This is a genomic window from Streptomyces sp. NPDC001606 (assembly GCF_053596835.1).
In genome coordinates, this window is the sequence record NZ_JBSFHC010000016.1 from 47,943 (window position 1) to 67,118 (window position 19,176).

18 protein-coding genes are annotated in these 19,176 nt (G+C 70.5%); 10 read left to right on the forward strand and 8 right to left on the reverse strand.

The genetic code is table 11. The annotated features are described in order from the left end of the window. Positions 1-29 precede the first annotated feature (29 nt). The 5 genes from pgl to tkt are packed head-to-tail and all read right to left on the reverse strand — an operon-like array spanning position 30 to position 6,661. Positions 30-812 (reverse strand): 6-phosphogluconolactonase, encoded by a 783-nt coding sequence (pgl, locus tag ACWCV9_RS26280; protein ID WP_450790097.1) that lies wholly within the window; start codon positions 810-812, stop codon positions 30-32. Beyond that, positions 809-1,885, reverse strand: coding sequence for a glucose-6-phosphate dehydrogenase assembly protein OpcA (gene opcA / locus ACWCV9_RS26285; protein ID WP_450790099.1), 1,077 nt, complete (start codon positions 1,883-1,885; stop codon positions 809-811). The genes pgl and opcA overlap by 4 nt, the downstream gene beginning before the upstream one ends. Then, positions 1,882-3,420 carry a glucose-6-phosphate dehydrogenase gene (zwf, locus tag ACWCV9_RS26290; protein WP_450790100.1) on the reverse strand — a complete coding sequence of 513 codons (1,539 nt, stop codon included), beginning with the start codon at positions 3,418-3,420 and terminating at the stop codon, positions 1,882-1,884. Before zwf ends, opcA begins: the two co-directional genes overlap by 4 nt. Before the next feature lies 1 nt (position 3,421). Further along, the gene (gene tal / locus ACWCV9_RS26295; protein WP_450790102.1) at positions 3,422-4,540 is read right to left on the reverse strand and encodes a transaldolase; all 1,119 of its coding nucleotides are present in this window, start codon (positions 4,538-4,540) and stop codon (positions 3,422-3,424) included. A gap of 33 nt (positions 4,541-4,573) precedes the next feature. Beyond that, complete coding sequence (gene tkt / locus ACWCV9_RS26300; protein WP_450790104.1) at positions 4,574-6,661, reverse strand: transketolase; 2,088 nt, start codon at positions 6,659-6,661, stop codon at positions 4,574-4,576. Positions 6,662-7,073: 412 nt separating this feature from the next. On the opposite strand from tkt, the gene ACWCV9_RS26305 reads away from it, so the two are divergent. The 4 genes from ACWCV9_RS26305 (at position 7,074) to ACWCV9_RS26320 (ending at position 10,434) form a co-directional block, all read left to right on the forward strand. After that, positions 7,074-8,045 (forward strand): heme o synthase, encoded by a 972-nt coding sequence (locus tag ACWCV9_RS26305; protein WP_450790106.1) that lies wholly within the window; start codon positions 7,074-7,076, stop codon positions 8,043-8,045. Positions 8,046-8,103: 58 nt separating this feature from the next. Then, positions 8,104-8,424, forward strand: coding sequence for a hypothetical protein (locus ACWCV9_RS26310; RefSeq protein ID WP_450790107.1), 321 nt, complete (start codon positions 8,104-8,106; stop codon positions 8,422-8,424). Positions 8,425-8,568: 144 nt separating this feature from the next. Then, positions 8,569-9,675, forward strand: a complete 1,107-nt coding sequence (locus ACWCV9_RS26315) for an amidohydrolase family protein (RefSeq protein WP_450790109.1) — start codon at positions 8,569-8,571, stop codon at positions 9,673-9,675. Between the two features lie 18 nt (positions 9,676-9,693). Continuing rightward, positions 9,694-10,434: a nucleotidyltransferase domain-containing protein gene (locus ACWCV9_RS26320; protein WP_450790111.1), complete on the forward strand. Its 741-nt coding sequence runs from the start codon at positions 9,694-9,696 to the stop codon at positions 10,432-10,434. A gap of 10 nt (positions 10,435-10,444) precedes the next feature. On the opposite strand, the gene ACWCV9_RS26325 is transcribed toward ACWCV9_RS26320, so the two are convergent. The 3 genes from ACWCV9_RS26325 to ACWCV9_RS26335 form a co-directional block, all read right to left on the reverse strand. Beyond that, the gene (locus ACWCV9_RS26325) at positions 10,445-11,455 is read right to left on the reverse strand and encodes a COX15/CtaA family protein (RefSeq protein WP_450790113.1); all 1,011 of its coding nucleotides are present in this window, start codon (positions 11,453-11,455) and stop codon (positions 10,445-10,447) included. Positions 11,456-11,525: 70 nt separating this feature from the next. Further along, positions 11,526-12,299, reverse strand: a complete 774-nt coding sequence (locus ACWCV9_RS26330; protein WP_450790114.1) for an ABC transporter permease — start codon at positions 12,297-12,299, stop codon at positions 11,526-11,528. Further along, a complete protein-coding gene (locus ACWCV9_RS26335) occupies positions 12,296-13,219 on the reverse strand; it encodes an ABC transporter ATP-binding protein (RefSeq protein ID WP_450790116.1) in 924 nt (307 codons plus the stop codon). The genes ACWCV9_RS26330 and ACWCV9_RS26335 overlap by 4 nt, the downstream gene beginning before the upstream one ends. A 215-nt stretch (positions 13,220-13,434) precedes the next feature. Here ACWCV9_RS26335 and ACWCV9_RS26340 point away from each other — a divergent pair, with 215 nt between their 5' ends. From ACWCV9_RS26340 to ACWCV9_RS26365, 6 genes are read left to right on the forward strand one after another with little or no spacing between them, the layout of a single operon-like run. Beyond that, positions 13,435-14,169, forward strand: a complete 735-nt coding sequence (locus ACWCV9_RS26340; RefSeq protein WP_450790118.1) for a helix-turn-helix transcriptional regulator — start codon at positions 13,435-13,437, stop codon at positions 14,167-14,169. Continuing rightward, positions 14,166-15,587: a Fe-S cluster assembly protein SufB gene (gene sufB, locus ACWCV9_RS26345; protein WP_360747512.1), complete on the forward strand. Its 1,422-nt coding sequence runs from the start codon at positions 14,166-14,168 to the stop codon at positions 15,585-15,587. Before ACWCV9_RS26340 ends, sufB begins: the two co-directional genes overlap by 4 nt. 55 nt (positions 15,588-15,642) lie before the next feature. Then, positions 15,643-16,827 (forward strand): Fe-S cluster assembly protein SufD, encoded by a 1,185-nt coding sequence (gene sufD / locus ACWCV9_RS26350; protein ID WP_450790120.1) that lies wholly within the window; start codon positions 15,643-15,645, stop codon positions 16,825-16,827. Beyond that, the gene (locus ACWCV9_RS26355) at positions 16,824-17,141 is read left to right on the forward strand and encodes a non-heme iron oxygenase ferredoxin subunit (RefSeq protein ID WP_385843148.1); all 318 of its coding nucleotides are present in this window, start codon (positions 16,824-16,826) and stop codon (positions 17,139-17,141) included. The genes sufD and ACWCV9_RS26355 overlap by 4 nt, the downstream gene beginning before the upstream one ends. 7 nt (positions 17,142-17,148) lie before the next feature. Continuing rightward, positions 17,149-17,913, forward strand: a complete 765-nt coding sequence (gene sufC / locus ACWCV9_RS26360) for a Fe-S cluster assembly ATPase SufC (RefSeq protein WP_030617891.1) — start codon at positions 17,149-17,151, stop codon at positions 17,911-17,913. Then, on the forward strand, positions 17,910-19,166 hold the full coding sequence (locus ACWCV9_RS26365) for a cysteine desulfurase (RefSeq protein ID WP_450790122.1): 1,257 nt from the start codon (positions 17,910-17,912) through the stop codon (positions 19,164-19,166). Before sufC ends, ACWCV9_RS26365 begins: the two co-directional genes overlap by 4 nt. Positions 19,167-19,176 lie beyond the last annotated feature (10 nt).

The following is a 19,176-nucleotide window of genomic DNA, read 5'->3' on the forward strand; positions in this document are numbered from 1 at the left end:
GGGACCTCAGTCGTTCATTGCTCAGGCGGTCACGCCGAGGCGGGCGGGTACAGCGACCTCGGCAGCTGGGAAGCCGCCGCCGCGTCCAGCAGCCACAGCGTGCGCTGCCTGCCGTACGCGCCCGCCGCCGGGGCCTGGATCTCGCCCGCGCCCGACAGGGCGATGGCCGCGGCCTGCGCCTTGTCCTCGCCCGCCGCGAGCAGCCAGACCTCGCGGGCCGCGCGGATCGCCGGAAGCGTCAGCGAGATCCGGGTCGGCGGGGGCTTGGGCGCGCCGTGCACGCCGACCACCGTGCGCTCGGTCTCCCGTACGGCCGGCAGCTCCGGGAAGAGCGAGGCCACATGGGTGTCCGGGCCGACGCCCAGCATCAGGACGTCGAAGGAGGGCACAAAGCCGTGGTTCTCCGGCCCGGCCGCCTTCGCCAGTTCGGCCGCGTACGCCTCGGCCGCCGCCTCGACGTCCGTGCCGTACGGACCGTCGGAGGCGGGCATGGCGTGCACGCGCTCCGGATCCAGCGGTACGGCGTCCAGCAGCGCCTCGCGGGCCTGGGTGACATTGCGCTCCGGGTCGCCCTCGGGCAGATAGCGCTCGTCGCCCCACCACAGGTCGAGCCGGCCCCAGTCGATGGCGTCCCGGGCGGGCGCCGCGGCCAGCGCGGCCAGCAGGCCGTTGCCGTTGCGGCCGCCGGTGAGGACCACGGACGCGCTGCCCCGGGAGGTCTGCGCGTCCACGATCTTCGTGATCAGGCGGGCCGCGGCGGCCTGCGCCATCAGCTCCTTGTCACGGTGGACGACCAGCTGCGGAGTGCTCACTTCGCCGTCGCCTTTCTCGCCGGTGCCTTCTTGGCGGTCCTGGCCGCCGCCTTCTTCGCGGGCGCCTTGACCGCTTCCTCGACCGGCTCCGGCTCGGCGACCGGCTCCGCGGCCGGCGCGGCGGCTTCCCCGGCCGCCTGTTCCGGAACCGTCTTCAGCCGGTTCACGCCGTAGCGCAGCGCCGACGCGTAGGTGTCGTCCGGGTCCAGCCGGCGCAGCTCCTCCGCGATCAGCTCGGCGGTGTCCCGCCGCTTGAGCGCCACCGCACGGGCCGGCTGGCCCTCGATGGACAGCGTGGCCAGCGAACCGTCCGCGCGGTCCAGCACGATCGGGCCGCAGTCGGTGTCGATGCGGACCGCCGTGAGGCCGGGACCCGCGGACAGGGAGCGCCGGACGGGCACGTCCAGCCGGTCCGCGAGCCACATCGCCAGCAGCTCACAGCTCGGGTTGAACTCCTCGCCCTCCACCTCGACGGCCGTGACCTGGCAGGAGACCTGGTCGAGCGCCGCCGCGAGCATGGAACGCCACGGGGTGATCCTCGTCCAGGACAGGTCGGTGTCACCGGGCGTGTAGCTGTCGGCGCGGGCGGACAGCTCCCGCACCGGCTGCTCGGCGGCGTAGGAGTCGGTGACCCGGCGCTGGGCCAGCGCGCCCAGCGGGTCGTTCGCCGGGTCCAGCGGCGCGTTCACCGGCCACCACACCACGACCGGGGCGTCCGGCAGCAGCAGCGGCAGCACCACCGAGTCGGCGTGGTCGACCACCTCGCCGTACAGCCGCAGGACGGCCGTCTCGCCGGTGCCCGCGTCCGCGCCGACCCGCACCTCGGCGTCCAGCCGGGAGGTGGTGCGGTCCCGCGGGGTGCGGGAGACCCGCTTGATGACCACGAGCGTGCGCGAGGGGTGCTCGCGCGAGGCGTCGTTGGCGGCCTTCAGCGCGTCGTAGGCGTTCTCCTCGTCGGTGACGATGACGAGGGTCAGGACCATGCCGACGGCGGGTGTGCCGATGGCGCGGCGGCCCTGCACGAGCGCCTTGTTGATCTCTCCGGCGGTGGTGTCGGTCAGGTCTATCTTCATGGCCGGCGCCAGCTCCGTCCGTCTCGTGCGAGCATCTCGTCGGCCTCGGCGGGACCCCAGGTGCCCGACCGGTACTGGGCGGGCCTGCCGTGCTTGTCCCAGTAGTCCTCGATCGGGTCGAGGATCTCCCAGGACAGCTCGACCTCCTCCGTGCGCGGGAAGAGGTTGGCGTCGCCGAGCAGCACGTCCAGGATGAGCCGCTCGTACGCCTCCGGGCTGGACTCCGTGAACGACTCGCCGTACGCGAAGTCCATGGACACGTCCCGGATCTCCATCGAGGTGCCCGGCACCTTGGAGCCGAAGCGGACCGTGATGCCCTCGTCGGGCTGGACGCGGATCACGATCGCGTTCTGCCCCAGCTCCTCCGTCGCCGTGTGGTCGAAGGGGGAGTGCGGGGCCCGCTGGAAGACCACCGCGATCTCGGTGACCCGGCGGCCGAGCCGCTTGCCGGTGCGCAGATAGAAGGGGACGCCCGCCCAGCGGCGGTTGTCGATCTCCAGCTTGATCGCGGCATAGGTGTCGGTCTTCGACTTCGGGTCGATGCCGTCCTCTTCGAGGTAGCCGATGACCTTCTCGCCGCCCTGCCAGCCGCCCGCGTACTGGCCGCGCACGGTCGAGGCACCCAGGTCCTTCGGCAGCCGTACGGCACCGAGCACCTTGGTCTTCTCCGCGGCCAGCGCGTCCGCGTCGAAGGAGGCGGGCTCCTCCATGGCGGTCAGCGCGAGCAGCTGGAGCAGGTGGTTCTGGATGACGTCACGGGCGGCGCCGATGCCGTCGTAGTAGCCGGCGCGGCCGCCGATGCCGATGTCCTCGGCCATGGTGATCTGCACATGGTCCACGAAGGACCGGTTCCAGATCGGCTCGAACATCGTGTTGGCGAAGCGCAGCGCCAGGATGTTCTGGACGGTCTCCTTGCCGAGGTAGTGGTCGATCCGGAACACCTGGTCCGGCTCGAACACCTCGTGCACGACCTTGTTCAGTTCCTCGGCCGACTTCAGGTCGTGCCCGAACGGCTTCTCGATCACCGCGCGGCGCCAGGAACCACCGGTCTGGTCGGCCAGCCCGTGCTTCTTCAGCTGCTGGATGACCACGGGGAAGGAGCGCGGCGGCACCGACAGGTAGAAGGCGAAGTTGCCGCCCGTGCCCTGGGCCTTGTCCAGCTCCTCGATGGTGGCGCGCAGCCGCTCGAACGCGTCGTCGTCGTCGAAGGTGCCCTGGACGAAGCGCATCCCCTGGATGAGCTGCTGCCAGACCTCCTCACGGAACGGCGTACGGGCGTGCGCCTTGACGGCGTCGTGGACCTCCTGTGCGAAGTCCTCGTGCGCCCATTCGCGGCGGGCGAAGCCCACCAGCGAGAAGCCCGGCGGCAGCAGACCCCGGTTGGCGAGGTCGTACACCGCGGGCATCAGCTTCTTGCGGGACAGGTCGCCCGTGACGCCGAAGATCACCAGGCCCGACGGCCCCGCGATACGCGGGAGCCGTCGGTCGGCGGGGTCACGAAGCGGGTTCGCTCCGGAACCTGCGAGGGGTGACAACTCAGCCCTCCGTGGGGGCGAGGCGCTCCAGCTCCGCCTCGGTCGACTTCAGCAGGTCGTTCCAGGACGCCTCGAACTTCTCGACGCCCTCGTCCTCCAGCACCTGCACCACGTCGTCGTAGGAGATGCCGAGCTTCTCCAGCGCGTCCAGGTCGGCACGGGCCTGCTCGTAGGTGCCGCGCACGGTGTCGCCGGTGATCCGGCCGTGGTCCGCGGTGGCCTCCAGGGTGGCCTCCGGCATGGTGTTGACCGTGTTCGGCGCGACCAGGTCGGTGACGTACATCGTGTCCTGGTAGGCCGGGTCCTTCACACCGGTCGACGCCCACAGCGCACGCTGCTTGTTGGCGCCCGCGTTCTCCAGCGCGTTCCAGCGGTCCGAGGAGAAGACCTCCTCGTACGCCTGGTAGGCGAGGCGCGCGTTGGCGACGGCGGCCTTGCCGCGCAGCGCCTTGGCCTCGTCGGTGCCGATGCCGTCCAGGCGCTTGTCGATCTCGGTGTCCACGCGGGACACGAAGAAGGACGCCACGGAGTGGATCAGCGACAGGTCCAGGCCGCGCTCGCGGGCCTTCTCCAGACCGGCCAGGTAGGCGTCCATGACCGCGCGGTAGCGCTCCAGGGAGAAGATCAGCGTGACGTTGACGCTGATGCCGAGGCCGATGACCTCGGTGATCGCCGGCAGACCCGCCTGGGTGGCCGGGATCTTGATCAGGGTGTTGGGGCGGTCCACCAGCCAGGCCAGCTGCTTGGCCTCGGCGACGGTCGCCCGGGTGTTGTGGGCGAGGCGCGGGTCGACCTCGATGGAGACCCGGCCGTCCTGGCCGTCCGTGGCGTCGAAGACCGGCCGCAGGATGTCGGCGGCGTCGCGGACGTCCGCCGTGGTGATCATGCGGATGGCCTCTTCGACGGTGACCTTGCGGGCGGCGAGGTCCGCGAGCTGCTGCTCGTACCCGTCGCCGCTGCTGATCGCCTTCTGGAAGATCGTCGGGTTGGTGGTGACGCCCACGACGTGCTGCTGGTCGATCAGCTCGGCGAGGTTGCCGGACGTGATCCGCTTGCGCGACAGGTCGTCCAGCCAGATCGCGACGCCTTCGTCGGAGAGGCGCTTGAGTGCGTCTGTCATGGAATTACATCTCCTACGTGTCGTATATGAGCGTCAGCGCTGGGCGTCGGCGAGGGATTCCCGCGCCTTGGCAGCCACGTTCTCCGCAGTGAAACCGAACTCGCGGAAGAGCAGCTTGCCGTCGGCCGAAGCACCGAAGTGCTCCAGGGAAACGATGCGGCCGGCGTCCCCGACGTACTTGTGCCAGGTCAGACCGATACCCGCCTCCACGGCGACCCGGGCCTTCACGGACGGCGGCAGCACGGACTCCCGGTACCCCCGGTCCTGCTGCTCGAACCACTCCACGCACGGCATGGACACGACCCGGGTGGGGACGCCGTCGGCCTGGAGCTGCTCGCGCGCCTCGACCGCCACGTGCACCTCGGAACCGGTCGCGATCAGGATCACCTGCGCGTCGCCGCCCTCGGCCTCGAACAGGACATAGCCACCACGGGCCGCGTCCTCGTTGGGCTCGTACGTCGGCACGCCCTGGCGGGTGAGCGCCAGACCGTGCGGCTGGCCCTTGCCGAACTCCTTGGTCCAGCGGCCCAGGATCTCGCGCCAGGCGATCGCGGTCTCGTTGGCGTCGGCCGGGCGGACGATGTTCAGGCCCGGGATGGCGCGCAGCGAGGCCAGGTGCTCCACCGGCTGGTGGGTCGGGCCGTCCTCGCCCAGACCGATGGAGTCGTGCGTCCACACGTACGTCACCGGCAGGTGCATCAGGGCCGACAGGCGCACGGCGTTGCGCATGTAGTCGGAGAACACCAGGAAGGTGCCGCCGTAGATCCGGGTGTTGCCGTGCAGGGCGATGCCGTTGATCTCGGCGCCCATGGAGTGCTCGCGGATGCCGAAGTGGATGGTGCGGCCGTAGGGGTTGGCCTCCGGCAGCGGGTTGCCCTTCGGCAGGAAGGAGCTGTCCTTGTCGATGGTGGTGTTGTTCGACCCGGCGAGGTCGGCGGAGCCGCCCCACAGCTCGGGGATCACCGCGCCGAGCGCCTGGAGCACCTTGCCGGAGGCGGCACGGGTGGCGACACCCTTGCCCGGCTCGAAGACCGGGAGCTTCTCCTCCCAGCCGGCGGGCAGCTCGCCCTTGCTGATCCGGTCGAACTCGGCGGCCCGCTCGGCGTTGGCGTCGCGCCACAGCTGGAGGGACTTCTCCCACTCGGCCTTCGCCTGGGCACCGCGCTCCAGCGCCTGCCGGGTGTGGGCGATGACCTCGTCCTCGACCTGGAAGCTCTGCTCCGGGTCGAAGCCGAGGACGCGCTTGGTGGCCGCGACCTCGTCGTCACCCAGCGCCGAGCCGTGCGCGGCCTCGGTGTTCTGGGCGTTCGGGGCCGGCCAGGCGATGATCGAGCGCATCGCGATGAAGGACGGCCGGTCGGTGACGGCCTTGGCCTCCTGGATCGCGGCGAAGATCGCCTTCGGGTCCAGGTCGCCGTTGGCCTGCGGCTCCACGCGCTGGACGTGCCAGCCGTAGGCCTCGTACCGCTTGACGGTGTCCTCGGACACGGCCGTCTCGGTGTCGCCCTCGATCGAGATGTGGTTGTCGTCCCACAGCAGGATCAGGTTGCCCAGCTTCTGGTGGCCGGCCATCGAGGACGCCTCGGCGGCGATGCCCTCCTGGAGGCAGCCGTCACCGGCGATGCAGTAGACGAAGTGGTCGAAGGGGGACTCGCCCTGCGGCGCCTCGGGGTCGAACAGACCGCGCTCGTAGCGGGCGGCCATCGCCATGCCCACGGCGTTGGCGACACCCTGGCCGAGCGGGCCCGTGGTGGTCTCCACGCCCTTGGTGTGCCCGTACTCCGGGTGGCCGGGGGTCTTGGAGCCCCAGGTCCTGAACGCCTTCAGGTCGTCCAGCTCCAGGCCGAAGCCGGCCAGGTAGAGCTGCGTGTAGAGGGTCAGGGACGAGTGGCCGGCGGACAGCACGAAGCGGTCGCGTCCGACCCAGTCCGGGTCGGCCGGGTCGTGCCGCATCACCTTCTGGAAGAGGGTGTAGGCGGCCGGGGCCAGGCTCATGGCCGTACCGGGATGGCCGTTGCCGACCTTCTGTACGGCGTCGGCGGCCAGGACACGGGCGGTGTCCACGGCCCGCTGGTCCAGGTCGGTCCACTCAAGGTCTGTGGTGGTCGGCTTGGTGCTCACCCTGGGTCAGGGCTCCTCTCCACATGTCATTTCGCCGGTCTTTCGGGGCGTGCGCCCACCCGGCCGCCGGCGTGCTTCTGCCCGCCGACCGGCACGAGCCTACCCCCGTGAGGACGTGCGTTTTTTCGAGTGTTTACAGACTGCCGGGACTCTGTGCGATCCGCCTGCCGACTGGCCGAGAAGCCATTTGGCACATGAATACGGAGCCGGTCATCTGAGCGCTCAATCGAGGGGGGTGTCCCCTCTTATGGGGGTCGCTTTCGGAGGCTTCTGTTCCGGCCCCGCCGGGCCCTCCTTCCGGGGGCCGCCATCAACACGACCCACCCCCGCGAAGGCCGGAGTATGGGCAACGTCTAAAGTGGCGTGGTACGCGCGAGCCTTTGCCGGGACCTCACACGGGAGGCTTGCTGGGATGTCTCTGTCAGGGGTGTGCGTGACGGCCGTCGAATCCCGTCCATCGGGTGTGCTCGGTGGTGCGAGCCAGAGCCCGGTTCACCGGCCGTTCGGGGCCCGTGTCAAGGCGTTCGTGGCGCTGACGAAGCCGCGGATCATCGAGCTGCTGCTCATCACCACCGTGCCGGTGATGTTCCTGGCCCAGCAGGGGGTGCCGGACCTCAAGCTGGTCCTGCTCACCTGCCTCGGCGGCTACCTCTCCGCGGGCGGCGCCAACGCGCTGAACATGTACATCGACCGGGACATCGACGCCCTGATGGACCGCACCTCGCAGCGGCCGCTGGTGACCGGCATGGTCAGCCCGCGCGAGTGCCTGGCCTTCGGCTTCACCCTCGCGATCGTCTCCACGCTGCTCTTCGGCCTCACGGTCAACTGGCTGAGCGCCTGGCTCTCGCTCGGCGCGCTCCTCTTCTACGTCGTCGTCTACACCATGATCCTCAAGCGGCGTACGGCGCAGAACATCGTGTGGGGCGGCATCGCGGGCTGTATGCCGGTGCTGATCGGCTGGTCCTCGGTGACGAACTCGATGTCCTGGGCGCCGGTCATCCTCTTCCTCGTCATGTTCTTCTGGACGCCGCCGCACTACTGGCCGCTGTCCATGAAGGTCAAGGACGACTACGCGCGCGTGGGCGTGCCGATGCTGCCGGTCGTCGCCTCCAACAAGGTCGTGGCCCGGCAGATCGTGATCTACAGCTGGGTCATGGTCGCCGTCTCCCTGCTGCTCACCCCGCTCGGCTACACCGGCTGGTTCTACACGGCCGTCGCCCTGGCCGCGGGCGGATGGTGGCTGTGGGAGGCGCACGCGCTCCAGAACCGGGCCAAGGCCGAGGTCACGGGCGGCAAGCTGAAGGAGATGCGGCTGTTCCACTGGTCCATCACCTATGTGTCGCTGCTCTTCGTGGCCGTCGCGGTGGACCCGTTCCTGCGCTGACGCACATCACAGCGGGCTGCCCTCGCCAGCTGATCTACTCGTGAGTAGCATCCTGGTCATGGCAGACACGCAGCAGGTTGACGCGCGGGCCGAGCGCAAGGTGTCCCGGCTCGCCCACCAGATCAGCGCCTTCGCGAAGGCGCACGGCGGCGCGGAGGGCCAGGTGGCCCACATCGGCCGGCGCGGCGCCCGCATCGTCCTCGTCGGCGAGGACGGCGGCTGGGGCGACCTGGTGGCCCCCAGCACCGAGATCGCCCAGAAGGCCGTCGAGAAGGCCGGGATCACCACCCACGAGTCCTTCGACGGCGAGTTCGCGGCGAAGGTGCGGACCGGTGCGTACGAGTGGAAGCGGATGGCCGGCATCCAGGTCGGCGGCTAGCCGGCGGCCGGGGCGGCTCGCAGGCTGGTCCGGGGCGGTGCGCCGGGGCTGGTCGGGCTCCATTTGGCGGGTTGCCGCCACCTGAACCGTGATTCACCCGTTAGGACGTGCAAGGCAGCACAGCGTCCGCACGGGGGAGTCCCGATGATCGAAACGCCGTCCCTCGTGGACCAGTACTGCCACGGCGTACTGCGGACGGAACTAGGCCTCGGCACCTTCGAGGCCCAGCTGGCCCGCACCGAGGGACCACCGGCCCCGGGCACCACCCTCTTCGACACCCAGACGGGCTTCGCCGTCCGCCGCTGGTGCCCGCCCCTGCTCGGCCTGGAACCGCACTGCGCGCCCGCCCGCTATCTGGCCCGGCGCCGCGAACTGGGCGTCCTGGAGGCGGGCCGCAGGCTGCTGCGCGGCAGCGGCATCACCACCTACCTCGTCGACACCGGCCTGCCCGGCGATCTCACCGGCCCCGCCGAGATGGCCTCCGCCGGTGACGCCGAGGCCCGCGAGATCGTCCGGCTGGAGCTGCTCGCCGAGCAGGTCGCCGACACCTCCGGCACCGTCGAGTCCTTCCTCGCCAACCTCGCCGAGTCCGTGCACGGCGCCGCCGCGAACGCGGTCGCCTTCACCTCCGTCGCCGGCCTCAGACACGGACTGGCGCTCGCGCCCGAACCCCCCGGCCCCGGAGAGGTGCGCGGCGCGGCGGGCCGCTGGCTGGCCGGCCGGCGCGTCGGCGGAGCGCTCACCGACCCCGTGCTGCTCCGCCATCTGCTGTGGGTCGCCGTGGCCTGCGGCCTCCCGCTCCAGCTGCACGCGGGACTCGGCGAGTCCGGCTCCCGGATCGACCGGACCGACCCGGTGCTGCTCACCGACTTCGTCCGGGCCACGGCCGGCCTCGGCACCGATCTGGTCCTGCTGCACGGCTATCCGTACCACCGCCACGCCGCCCACCTGGCCGGCGTCTTCCCGCATGTGTACGCCGATTCCGGCGCCGCGCTGGTGCGCACCGGCGCCCGTGCGGCCGCGGTCCTCGCCGAGATGCTGGAACTGGCGCCCTTCGGCAAGATCCTCTTCTCGACCGGCGCCCATGGCCTGCCCGAGCTGCATGTCGTCGGCGCCCGTCTCTTCCGCGACGCCCTGGCCCGGGTCCTGGGCACCTGGGTCGCCGAGGGCGCGTGGTCGCTGGAGGACGCCCAGCGGGTGGCCCGGCTGATCGCGGCGGACAACGCGCGCCGGGTTTACGGCCTCGGGTGAGCCGACCAGACTCAGGGCATGCCGACCCCGACCCTGCTCGACCGGTTCCTGGACGGACTGCTGCCGCTGCGCCCTCTCGCGGTGTGGGCGCACGGCTCACTGGCCGGCGGTGACTACCAGGAGGGCCGCAGCGACCTCGACCTGATCGCCGTACTGCCGGAGCCGGTGTCCCTGAGGACGGTGCGCCGGGTGGTGCGTCTGCACCGCGGGCTGGGCACCGAGCCGCTCGCCGCCAAGCTGCACTGCAGCTATCCCACCCCGGCCACCCTGGACGACCCGGACCGGTCCCATCTCACCTGGGCGCACCAGCGCGTCCTGCGCCGGCCGGTCACCCCCGTCACCCGGCGCGAGCTGCACGCGTTCGGCCGGGTGCTGTACGGCGGGACACCGGCCGGGCTGCTGCCGGCGGTGCCGGAGGAGCAGCTGCGCGCCTTCGTCGTACGGGACCAGCGGGAGTACTGGCGGCCCCATGTGGACCGGGCCCGGCTGTGGACACGGGACATCTGGGTCGACGCGGGCCTGCTGACCTTCGCCCGGGCCACCGTGACCCTGCGCGACGGGCGGCTGATCCCGAAGCGGGAGGCGCTGACCGAGCTGGCGTCGCTCGGCGCGCCGGCCGAGGTCGTCGCGGACATCGCCCGCCGGCGCTACGACGAGGTCCCGGCTCCGGCGTCCGCGGACTGGCCCGCCCGCCGGGCGGAGCTGACCCGGGCGTATCTGGGTCCGGCGATCGACGCCCTGGTCGGCGCCTACGGGTGACGCACACGCCTCACGCGCGCGTGCCGACCGTGACCTCGGCGGAGGGGCCCGGCAGGTCCAGCGTGGTCTCCGGGCGCTCGCGCAGGGCGAGCAGGACGCGCAGCACCCCGATCCACATCACGCAGGAGCCGAGCATGTGGACCGCGACCAGCGCCTCGGGGAGGTGGGTGAAGTACTGGACGTAGCCCACGACGCCCTGCGCCAGCAGCACGAGGAACAGCTCACGGGTGCGGTCCAGCGGCCCCTTCGGCGCGTCGACCGCCTTCAGTACGAACCAGAGCGCGAAGGTCAGCGTCACCACGATCCAGGCGAGCACCGCGTGCAGCTTGGCCACGGTCTCCCAGTCGATGGGGATCCGCTTGACGTCGCTGGAGTCGCCCGCGTGCGGCCCCGCCCCGGTCACCACCGTGCCGGCCACGATGAGCAGCAGGGACGCGGCCGTCAGGACCCACACCAGCTGCTGCACGGCCTTGCCGACCAGCGGCCGGGGTGCGCCGTCGCCCTCGCGGGTGCGCTGCCACATCACCGCGGCGACCGCGACGAGCGCCGTGGCCGACAGGAAGTGCACCGCGACGGTGTACGGGTTGAGGCCCACGAGCACGACGATGCCGCCGATGACCGCGTTGCTCATCACCAGCCAGAACTGGGCCCAGCCGAGCCGGGTCAGGCTGCGTCGCCGGGGCTTCTCGGAGCGGGCGGCGATGATCGCCCAGCCGACGGCCGCGCACAGCACGTAGGTGAGCATGCGATTGCCGAACTCGATGGCGCTGTGGTAGCTCAGCGCCTGTGTCGGCGTGAGCGATCCGTCGGTGCACTCGGGCCAGGTGGGGCAACCGAGGCCGGAGGCGGTCAGCCGGACGACACCGCCGGTGACGACGATGACCACCGACATCACGAGAGCGGCGAGGGCCGCCCGCTGGACGGTCCGGGGCTCGGGAGTCCAGCGGTCGGCGATGAAGGCGAGCGGGTTGCGCAGGGCCGCCGTCGCGTCGGCGCGGTTCAGCTTTGACACGCGCACCATCGTAGGCCGCCGCTTGTGCACGCTTTCACGAGGGGGGGCCGTGTCACCGGTCACGCGGCGCGGCCGCCGGTCACTCCCAGCGGAAGAACCGTCCGGCGGCGGCCAGCCCGAGGACCGCCCACACCGCGAGGATCCCCAGGTCGCCCCAGGGCACGCCGGCGCCGTGCTGGAGCACGTCGCGCAGGCCGTCGGAGAGCGCGGAGATGGGCAGCAGACCGAGGAGGTGCTGTCCGGTCGGGCCGAACCTGTCCAGCGGCACGATGACCCCGCCGCCGACCAGCAGCAGCAGGAACACCAGGTTCGCGGCGGCCAGCGTCGCCTCCGCCTTCAGCGTGCCCGCCATCAGCAGGCCGAGCCCGGAGAAGGCGGCCGTACCGAGGACGAGGAGCAGCAGGACGGATGCCGGGTTGCCGTGCGGGGACCAGCCCAGCGCGAAGGCGATCACCGTCAGCAGGATCACCTGGAGGACCTCCGTGACCAGCACGGACGCCGTCTTCGCGGTCATCAGGCCCCAGCGGGGCAGCGGCGAGGAGGCGAGCCGCTTGAGCACGCCGTAGCGGCGCTCGAAGCCGGTCGCGATGGCCTGCCCGGTGAACGCCGTCGACATCGCGGCGAGGGCCAGGACGCCGGGGGCGAGGAAGTCGACCGCCTTGCCCTTGCCGGTGTCCACGATGTCGACCGAGCTGAAGAGGACCAGCAGCAGGGTCGGGATGACCACCGTCAGCAGCAGCTGCTCGCCGTTGCGCAGCAGCATCTTCGTCTCCAGGGCCGCCTGGGCCGCGATCATGCGGGGCAGCGGCGCCGCCCCCGGTCGGGGCGCGTAGGTGCCGGAAGCGGTGGTCATGAGCGCAACTCCTTGCCGGTCAGCTCCAGGAAGACGTCCTCCAGGGTGTGCCGCTCCACGGAGATCCGGTCCGGCATCACGCCGTGCTGGGCGCACCAGGAGGTCACCGTGGCCAGCAGCTGCGGGTCGACCTTGCCGACGACCCGGTAGGCGCCCGGGGTCAGCTCGGCGGCCGTGCAGTCGGCCGGGAGCGCCTTGAGCAGCGAGGCCACGTCGAGGCCGGGTCGCCCGGTGAAGCGCAGGGTGTTCTCCGCGCCCCCCTTGCACAGCTCCTCCGGGGAGCCCTGGGCGATGACCCGGCCGCCGTCGATGATCGCCACGTCGTCGGCGAGCTGCTCGGCCTCTTCCATGGAGTGGGTGGTGAGGATCACCGAGACGCCGTCGGCGCGCAGGTCCCTCACCAGGTCCCAGGTGGCGCGGCGGGCCTGCGGGTCGAGGCCCGCGGTCGGCTCGTCCAGGAACACCAGCTCCGGGCGTCCGACGACGGCCATGGCGAGCGCGAGCCGCTGCTGCTGCCCGCCGGACAGCCGCCGGTAGCCGGTCCGGCCGCAGGAGCCGAGGCCCAGCCGCTCGATCAGGGCGTCCACGTCCAGCGGGTGTGCGTGCAGCTTGGCGACATGCCGCAGCATCTCGTCGGCGCGGGCGCCCGAGTAGACACCGCCGGACTGGAGCATCACCCCGATGCGGGGCCGCAGCTCCGCGGACTGCCGGACCGGGTCGAGGCCCAGGACGCGCACCGTGCCGGAATCCGGCTTCCGGTACCCCTCGCAGGTCTCGACCGTGGTCGTCTTCCCCGCCCCGTTGGGGCCGAGGACGGCGGTCACACCCGTCTGGGCCACCAGGTCGAGGCCGTCCACCGCGGTCTTCGTGCCGTACCGCTTCACCAGGGCCTGGACCTGGACGACAGGCTCACTTCGCATGGATCCAGAGTCTAGGGAGACCGCGTGCGGTCCGGTCGCGCGGGTGCGGCAACTCGGACAACAGGGCCGGTCGGAGGGGGTGCGGGCAGCATTCCGATGATCGATCAAAGATCGTTTCCGCAGGTCACATTAGGTATGCCTAAGTGATGCAGGGCACCGTCCGATGATCCGGACGTCGCTTGTCAGGCTCCGCGGAATTACGCAACAATGGCGTTGTGAAAAACGTCGGCGAGGCTCGGGAGCCCCTCACGGGGGCCCCGCAGGAGGAGCTAGCGACCGGTGAGCGCTCCACGCGCAACCGGGTCGCGCGGTCCATCCTGGACCACGGTCCGTCGACCGTCGCCGAACTCGCCGGCCGGCTGGGACTGACCCAGGCGGCCGTCCGCCGTCACCTGGACGCGCTCGTCGCCGACGACGTCGTACAGGCCCGCGAGCAGCGTGTGTACGGCACGCGCACGCGAGGCCGCCCCGCCAAGGTTTTCGCGCTCACCGACTGTGGCCGGGACGCCTTCGACCAGTCGTACGACAAGCTCGCCGTCGACGCCCTGCGCTGGATCGCCGAGCAGGAGGGCGGCGCCGAGGCGGTCGCCGCCTTCGCGCGTGCGCGGATCACCGCCCAGGCGAGTGCCTACCGCAAGGCGATCGAGGCGGTCACCCCCGACAAACGCGCCGAAGCGCTGGCGAAGGCCTTGAGCATGGACGGGTACGCTGCTACGGCGCGCAGCGCACCGGTCGGCGAGCAGCTCTGCCAGCACCACTGCCCGGTCGCCCATGTCGCGGAACAGTTCCCGCAGCTGTGCGAGGCGGAGACGGAGATCTTCGCCGAGCTGCTCGGTACCCACGTCCAGCGACTGGCGACCATCGCGCACGGCGACGGCGTGTGCACGACGTTCATCCCCAAGATTTCCACTGACGCACCTGCAAGCACGGCCGGGAGGAACCCCGCATGACTCTCCCCACGGAGACTGCTCACCCCGAACTCGAGGGCCTGGGCAAGTACGAATACGGCTGGGCCGACTCCGACGTGGCCGGTGCCTCCGCCCGGCGCGGCCTGAACGAGGACGTCGTCCGCGACATCTCCGGCAAGAAGTCGGAGCCGGAGTGGATGACCAAGCTGCGCCTGAAGGGCCTGAAGCTCTTCGAGAAGAAGCCCATGCCGAACTGGGGCTCCGACCTCTCCGGCATCGACTTCGACAACATCAAGTACTTCGTGCGCTCCACGGAGAAGCAGGCGGAGTCCTGGGAGGACCTGCCCGAGGACATCAAGAACACCTACGACAAGCTGGGCATCCCGGAGGCCGAGAAGCAGCGCCTGGTCGCCGGCGTCGCCGCCCAGTACGAGTCGGAGGTCGTCTACCACCAGATCCGCGAGGACCTGGAGGAGCAGGGCGTCATCTTCCTCGACACCGACACCGCGCTGAAGGAGCACCCGGAGCTCTTCAAGGAGTACTTCGGGACCGTCATCCCCGCCGGTGACAACAAGTTCGCCGCGCTGAACACGGCCGTCTGGTCCGGCGGCTCCTTCATCTACGTGCCGAAGGGCGTGCACGTCGAGATCCCGCTCCAGGCCTACTTCCGCATCAACACGGAGAACATGGGCCAGTTCGAGCGGACCCTGATCATCGTCGACGAGGGTGCCTACGTGCACTACGTCGAGGGCTGCACCGCCCCGATCTACAAGTCGGACTCGCTGCACTCCGCGGTCGTCGAGATCATCGTCAAGAAGAACGCCCGCTGCCGCTACACGACCATCCAGAACTGGTCGAACAACGTCTACAACCTGGTCACCAAGCGCGCCGTGGCCTACGAGGGCGCGACCATGGAGTGGATCGACGGCAACATCGGCTCCAAGGTGACGATGAAGTACCCGGCCGTCTACCTGATGGGCGAGCACGCCAAGGGCGAGACCCTGTCCATCGCCTTCGCCGGCGAGGGCCAGCACCAGGACGCCGGCGCCAAGATGGTCCACATGGCGCCGAACACCTCGTCCAACATCGTGTCGAAGTCCGTCGCGCGCGGCGGCGGCCGCACCTCCTACCGCGGTCTGATCGAGATCGGCGAGGGCGCCCCCGGCTCCAAGTCGAACGTGCTGTGCGACGCGCTGCTGGTCGACACCATCTCCCGTTCGGACACCTACCCCTACGTGGACGTCCGCGAGGACGACGTGTCCATGGGCCACGAGGCCACCGTCTCCAAGGTCTCCGAGGACCAGCTCTTCTACCTGATGAGCCGCGGCCTCTCCGAGGACGAGGCCATGGCGATGATCGTGCGCGGCTTCGTCGAGCCGATCGCCAAGGAGCTGCCGATGGAGTACGCGCTGGAGCTCAACCGGCTGATCGAGCTGCAGATGGAAGGCGCGGTCGGCTGACACCGCCCGCATCGCCAGCAGACGCCTTACTCAGAAAGAGAGCACTACGACAGCCATGGCCGAGGCCCAGAACATCCCGGTGGGCTCCACCACCGCCGGCTCGATCGCGGTCGCCGCGGAGTCGACCGTCGTCTCGCGCATGAGCGCGCCCCCGTCCTTCGACGTCGCGGACTTCCCGGTCCCGCACGGCCGCGAGGAGGAGTGGCGGTTCACCCCGCTGGAGCGCCTGCGCGGGCTGCACGACGGCACCGCCGTCGCGAACGGCGACGGTGTGAAGGTCGACGTACAGGCCCCCGAGGGCGTCATCGTCGAGACCGTCGGCCGCGACGACGCGCGGCTCGGCAAGGCGGGCACCCCGGTGGACCGCGTCGCCGCGCAGGCGTACTCGGCCTTCGAGAAGGCCTCGGTCGTGACCGTCCCCAAGGACACCGTCCTCACCGAGCCCATCCGCATCGCCGTACACGGCCAGGGCGGCACCGCCTTCGCCCACCAGGTCATCGAGCTGGGCAGCTTCGCCGAGGCCGTCGTGGTCATCGACCACACCGGTGACGCCGTGCTCGCCGCCAACGTCGACTACCTCCTCGGCGACGGCGCCAAGCTGACCGTCGTCTCCGTCCAGGACTGGGACGACAAGGCCGTCCACGTCGCCCAGCACAACGCGCTGGTCGGCCGGGACGCCTCCGTCAAGTCGGTGGTCGTGACCTTCGGCGGCGACGTGGTCCGGCTGCACCCGCGCGTGACGTACGCCGGCACCGGCGGCGAGGCCGAGCTGTTCGGCCTGTACTTCACCGACGCCGGGCAGCACCAGGAGCACCGTCTGCTGGTCACCCACAACGCCCCGCACTGCAAGTCCAACGTCGTCTACAAGGGCGCGCTCCAGGGCGAGGAAGCGCACGCGGTCTGGATCGGTGACGTCCTCATCGAGGCCTCGGCCGAGGGCACGGACACCTACGAGATGAACCGCAACCTGGTCCTCACGGACGGCGCGCGCGTCGACTCGGTGCCGAACCTGGAGATCGAGACCGGCGAGATCGTCGGCGCCGGCCACGCCTCCGCCACCGGCCGCTTCGACGACGAGCAGCTCTTCTACCTGATGGCCCGCGGCATCCCGGAGCACGAGGCCCGCCGCCTGGTGGTCCGCGGCTTCTTCGCCGAGCTGGTCCAGCAGATCGGCGTCGCCGACATCGAGGAGCGCCTGCTCGCCAAGATCGAGGAGGAGCTGGAGGCTTCGGTCGCATGACCTTCGTACGCGCCTGCGGGCTGAGCGAGCTGGAGGAGGACACCCCGAAGCGGGTGGAACTCGACGGCACGCCGGTCTCGGTCGTCAGGACCGAGGGCGAGGTGTTCGCGATCCACGACATCTGCTCCCACGCGAACGTCTCCCTCTCCGAGGGCGAGGTGGAGGACTGCCAGATCGAGTGCTGGCTGCACGGCTCCGCCTTCGACCTCCGCACCGGCAAGCCGTCCGGCCTCCCGGCCACGCGCCCCGTCCCCGTATACCCCGTAAAGATCGAAGGGGACGACGTTCTCGTCTCCCTCTCCCAGGAGTCCTGAGGCACCCATGGCAACGCTTGAAATCCGAGACCTGCACGTCACCGTCGAGGCCGACAACGCCACGAAGGAGATCCTCAAGGGCGTCGACCTCACCGTGAAGCAGGGCGAGACGCACGCCATCATGGGCCCCAACGGCTCCGGCAAGTCGACCCTCGCCTACTCCCTCGCGGGTCACCCGAAGTACACCATCACCGGCGGCACCGTCACCCTCGACGGCGAGGACGTCCTGGAGATGTCCGTCGACGAGCGCGCCCGCGCCGGCCTGTTCCTGGCGATGCAGTACCCGGTCGAGGTCCCCGGCGTCTCGGTCTCCAACTTCCTGCGCACCTCCGCCACCGCCATCCGCGGCGAGGCCCCGAAGCTGCGCACCTGGGTGAAGGAGGTCAAGGAGGCCATGGAGCGCCTCAACATGGACCCGTCCTTCGCCGAGCGCAACGTGAACGAGGGCTTCTCCGGCGGTGAGAAGAAGCGCCACGAGATCCTCCAGCTGGAGCTGCTCAAGCCGAAGGTCGCGATCCTGGACGAGACCGACTCCGGTCTCGACGTCGACGCCCTCCGCATCGTTTCCGAGGGCGTCAACCGTGTCCGCGAGACCGGCGAGGTCGGCACCCTGCTGATCACGCACTACACGCGCATCCTGCGCTACATCAAGCCCGACCACGTCCACGTGTTCGCCGGCGGCCGCATCGTCGAGTCCGGCGGCCCCGAGCTCGCGGACAAGCTGGAGAACGAGGGCTACGAGGCATACGTGAAGGGTGGCGCATCCGCGTGACACAGCTGCCGGGCCTCCTCGACACCGAGGCGCTGCGCAAGGACTTCCCCATCCTGGACCGGGTGCTCCACGACGGCAGGAAGCTGGTCTACCTGGACAACGCGGCGACCTCGCAGACGCCGCGCCAGGTGCTCGACGTGCTCTCCGAGTACTACGAGCAGCACAACGCCAACGTCCACCGCGGTGTGCATGTGCTCGCCGAGGAGGCCACGGCGCTGTACGAGGGCGCGCGCGACAAGGTCGCCGACTTCATCAACGCGCCGAGCCGCGACGAGGTGATCTTCACCAAGAACGCCTCCGAGTCGCTGAACCTCGTGGCCAACATGCTGGGCTGGGCCGAGGAGCCCTACCGGGTGGACCACGAGACCGAGATCGTCATCACGGAGATGGAGCACCACTCCAACATCGTGCCGTGGCAGCTGCTCGCGCAGCGCACGGGCGCGAAGCTGAAGTGGTTCGGCCTCACGGACGACGGCCGGCTCGACCTGTCCAACATCGACGAGATCATCACCGAGAAGACGAAGATCGTCTCCTTTGTGCTGGTCTCCAACATCCTGGGCACCCTCAACCCCGTCGAGGCGATAGTGCGCCGCGCCCAGGAGGTCGGTGCGCTCGTCTGCGTCGACGCCTCCCAGGCCGCCCCGCACATGCCGCTGGACGTGCAGGCCCTCCAGGCCGACTTCGTGGCCTTCACCGGCCACAAGATGTGCGGCCCGACCGGCATCGGCGTCCTGTGGGGCCGCCAGGAGCTGCTCGAGGACCTGCCGCCCTTCCTGGGCGGCGGCGAGATGATCGAGACCGTCTCGATGCACTCGTCCACCTACGCCCCGGCGCCGCACAAGTTCGAGGCGGGCACCCCGCCGATCGCGCAGGCGGTCGGTCTGGGCGCCGCGATCGACTACCTCCAGTCGATCGGCATGGACAAGATCCTCGCCCATGAGCACGCGCTGACGGAGTACGCGGTCCAGCGGCTGTCCGAGGTCCCCGACCTCAGGATCATCGGCCCGACGACGGCCGAGGACCGGGGCGCCGCGATCTCCTTCACCCTCGGGGACATCCACCCGCACGACGTGGGCCAGGTCCTCGACGAGCAGGGCATCGCGGTCCGGGTCGGCCACCACTGCGCCCGCCCGGTCTGCCTGCGGTACGGAATTCCTGCGACCACGCGAGCGTCGTTCTATCTGTACTCCACGCCGGCCGAGATCGACGCACTGGTCGCGGGGCTGGAGCACGTTCGGAACTTCTTCGGCTGAAGGGCGTGAG

Excerpts from the sequence above, each read along its gene's own strand:
- opcA (WP_450790099.1), bottom strand. The coding sequence starts at position 1,885 with ATGAAGATAGACCTGACCGACACCACCGCCGGAGAGATCAACAAGGCG.
- tal (WP_450790102.1), bottom strand. The coding sequence starts at position 4,540 with ATGACAGACGCACTCAAGCGCCTCTCCGACGAAGGCGTCGCGATCTGG.
- ACWCV9_RS26305 (WP_450790106.1), top strand. The coding sequence starts at position 7,074 with ATGTCTCTGTCAGGGGTGTGCGTGACGGCCGTCGAATCCCGTCCATCG.
- ACWCV9_RS26310 (WP_450790107.1), top strand. The coding sequence starts at position 8,104 with ATGGCAGACACGCAGCAGGTTGACGCGCGGGCCGAGCGCAAGGTGTCC.
- ACWCV9_RS26315 (WP_450790109.1), top strand. The coding sequence starts at position 8,569 with ATGATCGAAACGCCGTCCCTCGTGGACCAGTACTGCCACGGCGTACTG.
- ACWCV9_RS26320 (WP_450790111.1), top strand. The coding sequence starts at position 9,694 with ATGCCGACCCCGACCCTGCTCGACCGGTTCCTGGACGGACTGCTGCCG.
- ACWCV9_RS26325 (WP_450790113.1), bottom strand. The coding sequence starts at position 11,455 with ATGGTGCGCGTGTCAAAGCTGAACCGCGCCGACGCGACGGCGGCCCTG.
- ACWCV9_RS26330 (WP_450790114.1), bottom strand. The coding sequence starts at position 12,299 with ATGACCACCGCTTCCGGCACCTACGCGCCCCGACCGGGGGCGGCGCCG.
- ACWCV9_RS26335 (WP_450790116.1), bottom strand. The coding sequence starts at position 13,219 with ATGCGAAGTGAGCCTGTCGTCCAGGTCCAGGCCCTGGTGAAGCGGTAC.
- sufB (WP_360747512.1), top strand. The coding sequence starts at position 14,166 with ATGACTCTCCCCACGGAGACTGCTCACCCCGAACTCGAGGGCCTGGGC.
- sufD (WP_450790120.1), top strand. The coding sequence starts at position 15,643 with ATGGCCGAGGCCCAGAACATCCCGGTGGGCTCCACCACCGCCGGCTCG.
- ACWCV9_RS26355 (WP_385843148.1), top strand. The coding sequence starts at position 16,824 with ATGACCTTCGTACGCGCCTGCGGGCTGAGCGAGCTGGAGGAGGACACC.
- sufC (WP_030617891.1), top strand. The coding sequence starts at position 17,149 with ATGGCAACGCTTGAAATCCGAGACCTGCACGTCACCGTCGAGGCCGAC.